Source organism: Bacteroides sp. An269 (genome assembly GCF_002159755.1).
GTDB classification, from domain to species: Bacteria; Bacteroidota; Bacteroidia; order Bacteroidales; family Bacteroidaceae; genus Phocaeicola; species Phocaeicola intestinalis.
In genome coordinates this window covers 16,949-28,313 of the sequence record NZ_NFJG01000048.1, presented here as the reverse complement: position 1 = coordinate 28,313, position 11,365 = coordinate 16,949, and the positions used below count along the sequence as shown (strand labels likewise).

Genomic DNA, 11,365 nt, shown 5'->3' with positions numbered 1-11,365 from the left:
AACATATAGGTTCAACAAAATAATAGCGACTGAAACTATTAGGTTCATAGTGACAGTCGCTATTGTTGTATATAAAGGTTTAAAACTTGTAGTTTATCGAATGCTTACACTAAATGCGGATATTCATTAAAAAAAGTCATCTCAAAAAGACTTTGAGATGACTTTTTACTGTTTGCTTTTTGTTGTATTCAAGTCAAAAAGAATCTTCTTTACTTTTTCAGGTAAGAAGCCAATTCGGCGGGAGTCACGTTTTTCGCCACAATCACCCCTTTGCTGTCCACCAGATAATTGGTAAAACCCTGCTTGAGGTCAAATGCGCGAAATGCCTCCGAATCGGAACCGTTCGTTTCCACAAAGCAGCGGACATCCTCTAGTCCATCCTGCTCTACCGTTGCATGGAATACCGATGCATAGCGGTCGAAGGAAACAGAGAGCATTTCCACTTGGTCCGTCTCGCCGGCCAAATGCGCCAATGCGGCATTGTTTTGCCTGGACACCGCATCGTAACTTGCCCAGAAGCTCAACAACGTATACCCTTCACGGGCGGAGTGCAGGTCGAGCGGCTGCACGGTGTCGCAAAGAACCAACGCAGGAATCTTGTCACCTTCCCGCAACTTCTCTGCATGAACATTCTCATTGCTGAACGCAAGAGAAATCAAAGAACTGAATACTAATACAACAAAAAACCATTTTACATTTTTAGTCATGTAATTTGATTTTAGTTAATACTATCCGGGACTGTCGTTCTACAGTGATTTCTTCCCGGAACATCGTAGGATAGAAAGCGTAACATTTGTGCCACTACTTCCCATTTTCGTTTTGAAATCGCTGCAAAGATAGGCATTTTAGGCTTTCATTGTATCTAAAAATAAGAAAAATTATGTTTTTCAGCATAAAATCCATCTCTCTTATGCTTGGTATTATCGTTTCTTTTTCGCATATTTAGGGCATCCAATCGGGTTTTACAATCATTCATAAAAATAAGGATACGGATTATGAAACGTTTTCTTTTCCTATTAGGCTTACTCTTGAATGCCGTGTGGCTGCCGGCACAAGACACTTACCGTTATTTGGAACTGGTAAACGATACGGCCAAGAGACAAGAGATAAGACAATTTCTTACACGTACGCTTTCACCCCATACACAGGTTTGCTACCTGCATTACGCTGCATGGGGAGATTATTTCCGGATGTGGGGATTGCAGGAAAATGGGCATCGGAAGCAAGCCACACTTTATGCGATAAAGGGAAATGGCTTTTCTGCTCCCGATTCCACCTTTCGTAAGCACAAGGTTACGGTCTCCCTCTCTGTATGCCAAGCCGTGCAACGTCTTTTCAAGAAGGCTATCCGGCTGGCGGAAGATACAGATTTCAACACAATGGGACTGGATGGCTACACATGTTATTTTGCGATACCCGATTCTGCGGAAGCATTTCATCTGACACAAATATGGGCACCTTTAACAGACAGTTCCTTTTGCCGGAAGCTGGTCGATTGGAGTGATTCTGTATTCCAACGTATCATGCATCACGAAACAGACTGGGAACAGACAGAGCATACAGCCAACCGGTTATGGAAAGAAATACAGGATGACCCGCTCCCCGAAGACCGTTTTCCTGCCTGGCACGGTATCTGGGCAAGAGGCTTGCTGACTCCCCGCGAAACGTTGGGCGATACGGCTCGTTTTGCCGGATATCCCACGATAGAAGCCTATTGTTACGATAACATGATTTATCCGGAAGAAATGCTGAAGCAAGGCAAGGGAGGCTATGCATTCTGCCAGCTTGACTTGGACACCTTGGGAATTGCCACAAACATCCTGACGATACAAAGCAGCCATGAGTCTTTTGCGGAGGAGGTGACACGTCTGCTCAGACAAATGCCGCATGCTCTTCCGGCACTTGACAAACAAGGAAAGCCTGTCTCCTGCACATATGGCATTTATGTGCAGTTCCGCCCTTATCGTTACCAGCGCCGTCTGAAAGAAAAACAGGAATGGAAAGCCCGTGCCGACTCGATGTTTGTCGATTATGATTCGTCTGCCAGTTTTCCGGGAGGCATGTATAAGCTGCAACAATACTTCAAGCAGAACCTGATTGAAGTTTATGGACAGGGCAATGCTTCAGGGGTACGAGGTGTTTACCGTTTCAAGATTACGGATTATGGTTATCCGGAAGAGGTAAAGGTGCTTCATCCCGGACCTTTCCCCGACTTTGACGAACAGGTGTTGCGCTTCATCCGGAAAATGCCGCGCTGGACTCCTGCCGTAGACTGGCATGCCTCTCCTTATACGTTTAAAGATTGTATCTGTACACTTCCGGTTCAGCTTCCATCCCATCAGGTAAAGAAATGAACTTATACTCGTCAGCCAATGCACCTATGTGCACAAGCCAACGGACATAAGTGCACCTTAAAACGGCAAATGCCTACAAATTATCCACAAATTGATGCACTTGCCTAGTTTTCCAATCCGAAATCCGGTTCCGTATCAAAATAATCATGTATATTTGCAAAGAATAACAGTTTGAATAAATAAGCATGGACAGTACGAACACAGAACTCATCTTAATACGCATCAGCGGACTGGACCGTCCGGGACTGACGGCTTCCATTACCGAAATACTTTCGCGTTACGAAGTGGATATCATGGATATCGGACAGGCAGATATCCATAGTACGCTATCGCTGGGCATTCTTTTCAAATGCCGTGAAACAGATTCAGGCAACGTGATGAAGGACTTGCTGTTCAAAGCCTCCGAACTGGGCATTAACATCCGTTTTTATCCCATTTCGACGGAGGAATACGAGGAATGGGTCAACATGCAAGGCAAGAACCGCTACATCCTGACTTTGTTGGGGCGTAAGCTGACCGCCCAGCAGATAGCTGGAGCCACGGAAATCCTTGCCGCACAGGGGTTGAACATCGATGCCATTCGACGGTTGACGGGCCGTATTCCCTTAGATGAGCAAAAAGCGCGGGTACGTGCCTGTATTGAGTTTTCCGTACGAGGGACTCCCCATGACACCGAAGAACTGCAAAGCCAACTGATGAAGCTGAGCAACCAGCTGGAGATGGACTTCTCCTTCCAAAAGGATACGATGTACCGCCGGATGCGCCGCCTGATATGCTTCGATATGGACTCTACACTCATCAAAACCGAAGTGATAGACGAACTGGCGGAACGTGCAGGCGTAGGCGAACAGGTACGCGCCATTACCGAACGGGCGATGCGTGGCGAAATTGATTTCCGCGAAAGCTTTACAGAACGCGTGGCACTTCTCAAGGGATTGGATGAAAGTGTAATGAGGGATATTGCCGAACACCTGCCCATCACCGAAGGGGTAGAACGGCTGATGTACGTATTGAAGAAATACGGTTATAAAATTGCGATTCTTTCCGGAGGGTTCACTTATTTCGGCAACTACCTGAAAGAGAAATTCGGCATCGACTACGTATATGCCAATAACCTGGAAATCGTAGACGGAAAACTGACCGGACGCTATGTAGGCGACATAGTAGACGGAAAGCGAAAAGCGGAGTTGTTGCAGCTGATAGCACAGGTAGAAAACGTCGACATCGCACAGACTATCGCCGTGGGTGACGGAGCCAACGACCTGCCGATGCTGTCGATAGCAGGTCTGGGTATTGCCTTCCACGCCAAACCCAAAGTAAAAGCGAATGCACGTCAGTCCATCAATACCATCGGACTGGATGGTGTGCTGTATTTCCTAGGATTTAAAGACTCATACCTAGACGAACGTGCCAACAGTTGAATATAATAGAAACGATATATATGAAGTTTACTGAACTGAATTTGGAAGAGAGTGTCTTGGATGCACTCGATGCGATGAACTTTAAAGAATGTACTCCGGTGCAGGAACAGACCATCCCTGTCATTTTAGAAGGTAGAGACCTGATAGGCGTGGCGCAAACGGGTACAGGCAAAACCGCAGCTTATTTGTTGCCCGTCATCAACCAGCTGAGCAAGGGAGGATATCCTGCCGATGCCATCAATTGTGTGATTATGGCACCCACCCGTGAACTGGCACAGCAAATCGACCAGCAGATGGAAGGCTTTTCTTATTTTATGCCTGTCTCCAGTGTAGCCATTTATGGAGGTAATGATGGGGTACGGTTCGAACAGGAGAAGAAAGGATTGACACTGGGAGCCGATGTCGTGATTGCTACTCCGGGACGTCTCATCAGTCATTTGAGTCTGGGGTACGTCGATTTGTCGAAAGTCTCCTTTTTTATACTTGACGAAGCCGACCGGATGTTGGATATGGGTTTTTCGGATGACATTATGCAGATTGTGAAATACCTGCCCAAGGAAAGACAGACAATCATGTTCTCCGCCACAATGCCAGCCAAGATACAGCAACTGGCACAAAGCATCCTGCATGACCCTGCGGAAGTAAAACTTGCTGTATCAAAGCCTGCCGACAAAATCATTCAGGCGGCATACGTTTGCTACGAAGCGCAAAAGCTAGGCATCATCGAAAGCTTGTTCAAGCAACAGGAACCGGAACGGGTCATCATTTTCGCCTCTTCAAAACTGAAAGTGAAAGAGGTAGCCAAGGCATTGAAGCGACTCAAGTTGAATGTGGGCGAGATGCACTCCGACCTTGAACAAAGCCAACGCGACGAGATTATGCACGAGTTCCGCAACGGGCGCATCAATATGCTGGTAGCCACCGATATTGTGGCACGAGGCATTGACATCGATGATATCCGTTTGGTTATAAATTACGATGTGCCTCATGACAGCGAAGACTATGTGCACCGTATCGGACGTACGGCACGCGCCAACAATGACGGATGTGCCATTACGTTTGTCAGTGAAAATGAACAAACCCGCTTCAAACAGATAGAGGATTTCTTAGGGAAAGAGATTTATAAACTGCCTGTCCCAGCCGAATTGGGCGAAGCTCCCGTTTATGCCCCGCACACCAGCAGCCGGAACAAACCCGGAAACAAAAGAAAGGGAGGTTGGAAAAAACGCTCGTTCAACAACCGGCGGCCGCAAAAGAAAGGCGGAGGGAAATAATCCCCTGACGCGCTTCCTTAGCTCTTTAATTTATAAGTACCTTTTTCAGATAAAGAACTTACAGTTTAGAGCCTGTCGTTTAAATTTTGCTCAGGTTAATTTTGCGAATAAAATCGGGGAAACAGACCGGAAACAAACGCAAAAGAACCTGATAGAATATTAGAAGCTGTTTTGAATTTATCGTGCGATGATTTGGGATGAGTTTTTGAGGCATTTCCGCTTCTGTGATGAGGAAGATAGCGGGCTATCTGACGAAGAACAGGAGCGAAAAGGACCAAAAAATCGCCCAAAGCACACACGAAAACGGATACATCAAGCCAAGAAAAACTTTTTGGAGAAATTCAAAACAGCTTCTTACTTTATTGGAAAATTTAAACAGGCTCTTATTTTATCATTGGGATATGAGACATAAGATAGCATGTGTGAACGACGAAATAATAATTATTCCACATGCTATTTTCACATATTCTCTTCTGTAAACAAGAACAAGGAACTTGGTTGAAACAAGTGTTCTACCATGCCCCTTGTTTATCTTGCTACCCCATACAAGCAATTACTCAACAGTAACTGCCGTTCCGCTAGCCGTAACCATTAACATTGAACCATTCACGGTTTCATAATCCAAGTCAACTCCTATGACTGCATTCGCACCCATATTTTGAGCCTGTTCCTGCATTTCACGTAATGCAGTGTCTTTGGCCTCACGGAGCACCTTCTCATAAGAGCCGCTGCGTCCACCCACAATGTCACGAATACTGGCAAAAATGTCACGGAACACATTGGCACCAATAATGGTTTCGCCCGAGACGATTCCAAAATATCGGGTAACACGTTTACCCTCAACAATGTTTGTAGTTGTCAATAACATAAATTTCAAATTTTATTTGATAATCAGAAGTGGCGTGTTCGAATGGAATAGCATCTTGCGCGCTATGCTCGGATTGAACAGGCGGGCAAAGATGTTCCGCTTGTAATTGGACGTACAAATAACATCAATCCGATTTTCCTGCACAAATCGGTCTAAATTATCCAGCAGATATTCTTCATCAACACTCAGATAGTTAAACTCAATGTCCGGATATTGTTTCTTGAAATATTCCTTAATTCCGGCAAGGGTAATTTCATTCCATTTCCGCTTCTCCTCGTGCGAATTAATGTGTATGAAAGTTACCTCAAACTGGTTATCCTTGAACGTTGTAATCAGCGAATCAAAAGCTATCAGGTCACGCTGGTCAAAACTCGTAAACAAAGCCACCTTGTGAATGTCTTCTATCGGTTTCGATGGAGCACGTTCTGGAATGGCATATACAAACGTCGGGCTGCGTTCAATAACTTCCGCCGTTACGCTGCCTATCAATTCCAGGTCTTTCTGGTGCTCGCCCCGCGTTCCCATCACGATGATAAGCGGCCTTTCGTGACGCGCATAGCTTAATATCTCCTCCTCCGGGATTCCTTCACGCAAGATACAAGTATATTTCACCCTCGGGCAAGTACCCTCTTCCATCTTCTTGTCAATGTCCTGAGTCAGTTTATTAATCTTTTGGTGAACATCTTCCAGCATACTCTTTATCGAAGGAATGTTTTCGACAGCAGGCACATCGAAATGGTCAGTAGCATACTGTAAACTAGGCATATAAATAGGCGTAAAATGTACGTGAAGCAACACGACTTCCGCCTGCATCCGTTCAGCCAGATGGAAACCGAACTCACAGGCTTTCAACGAATAGTCTGAAAAGTCTACCGGAATCAGCACTTGCGGTGAACCTACAGGTTTAGGTGATTCCTCATGCAAGATTTCAGACGAAAGCCACGAAGAACTTTCAATGACCTTCAATGCCTTGGGCAAATCACTCTCTTTGATGCGTACCCTCACGCCGGCAGATATGACCGGCTGAATCAGATTGACATTGTGAATGTATGACTCTATGCCTTCGTTTTCCAATACGGACTGAAGGATTTGAGCTTTCGAGTACGTCAGAATAGCTAATGTAACAAGTTTATCTTCCATAACTCAAAATTTAATAGTTTATAAAAAACTCACCACAGATGCACTAAGAAATTCCGTTTCCATCCGTGCAATCTGTGGTGAACACTCTTTTCAGGCATCCTGTTGCTCTCTCAAAATAGCAAGAGCCTTGTCAAGTACAGTCGTGTCATCCAACATTACCAGCCCTCCATCCGGCCCCGGCTCCAAATGGATGCCCACGCTTTTACCGTCTTTAAAATTATGTCCTCCAAAGAAATTACGCACCGTTTCCACACTTAGGTTCAGCTCATCGGCTATACGGTGCATACTCCCGCTTGGCAGTGAATCCTTGATTTTACGAAGTTCATTAAAAGTTATCGTTCTGTTCATAGTAGTCAAAATTTTAAAGTTAGACAAATCATTTAGTTAATTCACGATATAAATGTAATAAAATTATATGAAACAGCAAATATTTTTCTCCATTTTTTCTCCCGGAAAGAAAATTTATACTTCCTGCAGCATTAATTTATGCATTTTTGTCGCTTGTCACATTTGTCAAGCCGGATTTGTGCCCGTACACTTTATATCCATCAGCTTTTTTTCCAAGCCAAACCAGAACATCAGTTTAGTCCGATAATCCAAGCCACATGGCTGCCTTGCTTGTAAGATTATTAATCTTCACGCCGAAAGATTATTAATCTTACAGCCTGAAGATTAATAATCTTACAAACGATGCAGCTATATTGCGGAGAAAACAAAGCTTGCTTGTCATGCCGGATGTGTAATCCGGCGTAATTGAAGAAGCGGATTTATAATCCAGCGTGACACTGGCAACAGGGCTGGCAACAGGAGTGATACCGACAGTGTATATTTCATTAAAATGCACAATTCACACCGTTCAAAGTATATCAAAAATGGAGACCCTTAGACAGCACCATACCGCCCACTACGATGTACAGACAAGTAATAAGCAGTGCTGTATAGAACATACGGATGTCATCCACTTCAAAACCGGTGGCTGTATATTGCCCCGAAATATACTTGGGACATTCGAAATACTTGCAAGCAACAAAACGATAAGCCGCATAAACAATGACGGCAATCACGCTTCCAGCCAAGGCACCGCACAGCACATCGCCCGGATAATGCACGCCCAGATAAATGCGTGAATAGGAAGGAACCGCAGCCCACAGAAACATCACACACGTAAGCCAACGATTGCGAATCAATAATGAAATGAACGTAGCGAAAGCAAATGTGTTGGCTGCATGGCTGGAAATAAAGCCGTATTGTCCTCCCCGATAACCATTCACCACATCCACCAAGTACATCAGATTGGGATCCTGAGCTGGACGGAAACGATGAAAATAAGGTTTGCACAGACCGGAAGCAAACTGGTCGGCACATGTGATAACCACAGCCACCATCACAACGATAAACAGAGCATGAAGCAACTTGGTGTTTTTAAAGATGATATAAATCAACACAATAGCTGCCAGCAGCCAGGTTTTCGTGTCGGATACCACCCACATCACCCCGTCCCAAAACAACGAACCGCTTCCGTTCAGTGCCAAAAGCAGCTGTTGGTCGACTTCAATAAGTTGCTGTATGTCCATAATCAATCACTTTATGCATAAATCACAGGGACACGCCTATGCCGTGCTCTCCATCAATGCTATCCCGCAAATCCGAAAAAGACAGTGTTCCCTGTGCCCGGTTTCAGATTCAATTTTCATATCACTTCGATAGAAGTTGTGGGAAGCCAGCCTTCCTTACCATCTTCCAGCCGGATTTCCTTCCACCCTTTCATCGAATTGTCTTCAATATATACTTTCGTACCTTCGTGCAGCACGAACAAATCGGTACCACTTTCGTTAGGCGTACTTTTTACGGTTATCGTTGGTTCCATCACAATGGCACTCTTGCGGTCTATTACCTTGTTTTTTTGCCCACCAGCAAAAATATTAGCGCACACACATACGACAAGGAACAGCACGGCAGCAATGAAGCCTACTTTCTTCAATATCAAACGATTGCCAAAAATGTACAGTGCCAACCCAGCCAACAAAAGCAAGAAAGCAACAATACCTGTTGTACCCCATTCTTTTTCGCTCATCAAATTGGTGATGTTTTTCATCCACGTCACGATGAACACTTCACTGGTAGGAGTTATCTGGTCAACAGTCTTACTACGCGCCAAATCAAGATTGAAACGGATGTCGGCATCTCCTGGATTCAGCAACAATGCCCGTTCATAGTTCAGCACCGCTTTGGCTATGTTTTTCGTCTTGTAATAACTGTTGCCCAAGTTGTAATACAGAGCTGCCGACTCACCTTCATCAGCCAATACCGACTCGTATATCTTGATGGCATCTTCAAACTTGTTTTCCTGATAAGCCTTGTCGCCTTCCACTTTCGTGGCGGCAACAGCCAATTGCATTGCGCCTATCAAAAAAACGAACAATATAGACAGTTTTTTCATATCCGGTTTCTCCTTAATTAATTTAATGTTTGATACTGTTCTCCATCTTACCGATGGCATCCACCGAAGTGGCATACACTTTGTCCATTGCCTCGTTCTCATCACCGGGTGCATAGCGGGCGAACTCGCATTCATTCAAGGCATTGATGAATGTCTTTGTCACGTCTTCGGCCACTCCGTGCTTGGTCAGTTCTGCTTCAATGTTATCTTTTGAGAGTTGCGAGACCGGAATACTCAACTTATCGCTGATATATCCCCACAAAGCTTTCAACACTTCATCGTAAAACTCATTTTTCTTATTCTCTGCCAACAACTTTCCTGCCAACTTCATGCGCTTAGTGGCTACTTTGTTAGCTTTCTTGGTCTTCACCTTTGCTACATTGGCGTTCTCGGCCGCCTGCTTGCGGAAGAAAACGACCAGTGCTACAAACACAATAAACGGAATAAGATAACCCAGCCAATATCCCATAGTACCGAAAAAGACTTCGCCTTTCGGGGTAAGTGTCGTATCGCCCAGCTTGATGAAACGTACATCCTGTCCCAATACCTTTACGTTTTCCTTATTAGTAAAGTCAGCTATCACCTGGTCGGCATTACCTTTACCTTTTTCCACCTTCAAATCGTATGCCTCAGTTTTCAAGGTCTTATACGACTGACTCTTTAAGTCAAAATAAACAAATTCCACCGGAGGAATAGTAAAATTGCCGGCATGACGCGGAATAGCAAGATACTCAATAGTTTGCGTACCAGACAATCCTGCACGCGAGACATCGAAATTGTTGGTCACTTTCGGATCATATACTTCAAAATCTTCGGGGAATTTCACTTCCGGACTGGTGATAAGCTTCATATTGCCTGCTCCCTTTATGGTAAGCTTGATGGTCACAGCATCATTGGTCTTCACTTCTTTCGCGTTGATAGAAGATGTCATTGTAAACTCTCCTACTCCTCCTGAAAAGTTCGCTGGCTTAACAGGAAGAGGTTTAACGTTGATGACCACTTTCGGAGCCACAATTTTTTTCTTCACTTCAATATATCCTCCTCCATTGAAGAACGCATCAAAGGGATCATCCGAAATGGTCTGCTGAGCCACGACTCCATCAAAAGTGACAGCAGGAATCTCCAGCTTGCCTGTCTGTTGCGGGAATAAGACATATTGACGCCAAATGATTGTGTTGTAATTACGCCCATTATAGTGCTCCATCGAATATTGCTTCTGCTGGGGCAGTTGGATTTCCTGCATCTGGAAACCCTTCATATCCGGCATGTCCTCCATCAGCTGGCGCAAATTTACCGACGTATAGACTTTATAAGTCAACAAGATAGCTTCTTGCTCATAGACAGTAGTCTTTGATGCAGTAGCTGTAATGAACAAGTCTTTATCGGTAATTCTGCTTCCGGCTATCTGTCCGCGCGACGATGACGAACCGCCTCCTCCCTGATTAGCCTGCGAATTGCCAGCCGTCTGGTCGGGCGGGAGCACCTTGATGGTGAGCGCATTCGAAAACACTTTTTCCCCGTCCACCTCAATGCTGGCAGCCGGAATGGTATATGTACCTTCCTTGCCTGCCATCAAGATGTAAGTGTATGTGATGGAACTGCTCGAAGACACCTTTCCGTTAATGATTTGCGTACTGGACTGTTGCGAACGAGTAGGTCCCATCAACACATCAAATCCTTTGATGGATGGAGCCAGAAAATCTTTCACTTTTTGTGTATTTACTGTAAATGTCAGTCGGAACTGGTCGCCACTTACCACAACTTCTGGTGCGTTGGCAGTAAGCGTTGCTCCATTCTTTGCCTGCATCGGCAAAGCCGCAATGACTAACAGTAGTAAGAAGATAAGTTTTCTCATTGTGTATTATTGT

Annotated in this window: 11 protein-coding genes; 4 read left to right on the top strand and 7 right to left on the bottom strand. The window is 44.8% G+C overall.

Going from position 1 to position 11,365, the window contains the following annotated elements; all coding sequences use genetic code 11:
* Window positions 1–209: 209 nt before the first annotated feature.
* Window positions 210–707 carry a thioredoxin family protein gene (locus B5F71_RS10455; RefSeq protein WP_087209990.1) on the bottom strand — a complete coding sequence of 166 codons (498 nt, stop codon included), beginning with the start codon at window positions 705–707 and terminating at the stop codon, window positions 210–212.
* 288 nt (window positions 708–995) lie between these two features.
* On the opposite strand from B5F71_RS10455, the gene B5F71_RS10450 reads away from it, so the two are divergent.
* The 4 genes from B5F71_RS10450 (at window position 996) to B5F71_RS10435 (ending at window position 5,461) form a co-directional block, all read left to right on the top strand.
* Window positions 996–2,354, top strand: a complete 1,359-nt coding sequence (locus B5F71_RS10450; protein WP_087209987.1) for an energy transducer TonB — start codon at window positions 996–998, stop codon at window positions 2,352–2,354.
* 185 nt (window positions 2,355–2,539) lie between these two features.
* Window positions 2,540–3,775 carry a phosphoserine phosphatase SerB gene (gene serB / locus B5F71_RS10445; RefSeq protein WP_022040024.1) on the top strand — a complete coding sequence of 412 codons (1,236 nt, stop codon included), beginning with the start codon at window positions 2,540–2,542 and terminating at the stop codon, window positions 3,773–3,775.
* 20 nt (window positions 3,776–3,795) lie between these two features.
* The gene (locus B5F71_RS10440) at window positions 3,796–5,049 is read left to right on the top strand and encodes a DEAD/DEAH box helicase (RefSeq protein ID WP_087209984.1); all 1,254 of its coding nucleotides are present in this window, start codon (window positions 3,796–3,798) and stop codon (window positions 5,047–5,049) included.
* A gap of 187 nt (window positions 5,050–5,236) precedes the next feature.
* The gene (locus tag B5F71_RS10435) at window positions 5,237–5,461 is read left to right on the top strand and encodes a hypothetical protein (protein ID WP_158098073.1); all 225 of its coding nucleotides are present in this window, start codon (window positions 5,237–5,239) and stop codon (window positions 5,459–5,461) included.
* 141 nt (window positions 5,462–5,602) lie between these two features.
* Here B5F71_RS10435 and B5F71_RS10430 read toward each other — a convergent pair whose 3' ends face one another.
* The 6 genes from B5F71_RS10430 to B5F71_RS10405 form a co-directional block, all read right to left on the bottom strand.
* Window positions 5,603–5,917 (bottom strand): YbjQ family protein, encoded by a 315-nt coding sequence (locus B5F71_RS10430; protein WP_022040022.1) that lies wholly within the window; start codon window positions 5,915–5,917, stop codon window positions 5,603–5,605.
* A gap of 12 nt (window positions 5,918–5,929) precedes the next feature.
* Window positions 5,930–7,057: a universal stress protein gene (locus B5F71_RS10425; protein WP_087209980.1), complete on the bottom strand. Its 1,128-nt coding sequence runs from the start codon at window positions 7,055–7,057 to the stop codon at window positions 5,930–5,932.
* Between the two features lie 90 nt (window positions 7,058–7,147).
* The gene (locus tag B5F71_RS10420; RefSeq protein WP_022040020.1) at window positions 7,148–7,405 is read right to left on the bottom strand and encodes a hypothetical protein; all 258 of its coding nucleotides are present in this window, start codon (window positions 7,403–7,405) and stop codon (window positions 7,148–7,150) included.
* Between the two features lie 518 nt (window positions 7,406–7,923).
* On the bottom strand, window positions 7,924–8,631 hold the full coding sequence (locus B5F71_RS10415) for a phosphatase PAP2 family protein (RefSeq protein WP_087209977.1): 708 nt from the start codon (window positions 8,629–8,631) through the stop codon (window positions 7,924–7,926).
* Between the two features lie 116 nt (window positions 8,632–8,747).
* Complete coding sequence (locus B5F71_RS10410; protein WP_087209974.1) at window positions 8,748–9,497, bottom strand: tetratricopeptide repeat protein; 750 nt, start codon at window positions 9,495–9,497, stop codon at window positions 8,748–8,750.
* Between the two features lie 22 nt (window positions 9,498–9,519).
* Window positions 9,520–11,352: a BatD family protein gene (locus B5F71_RS10405; protein ID WP_087209971.1), complete on the bottom strand. Its 1,833-nt coding sequence runs from the start codon at window positions 11,350–11,352 to the stop codon at window positions 9,520–9,522.
* Window positions 11,353–11,365 lie beyond the last annotated feature (13 nt).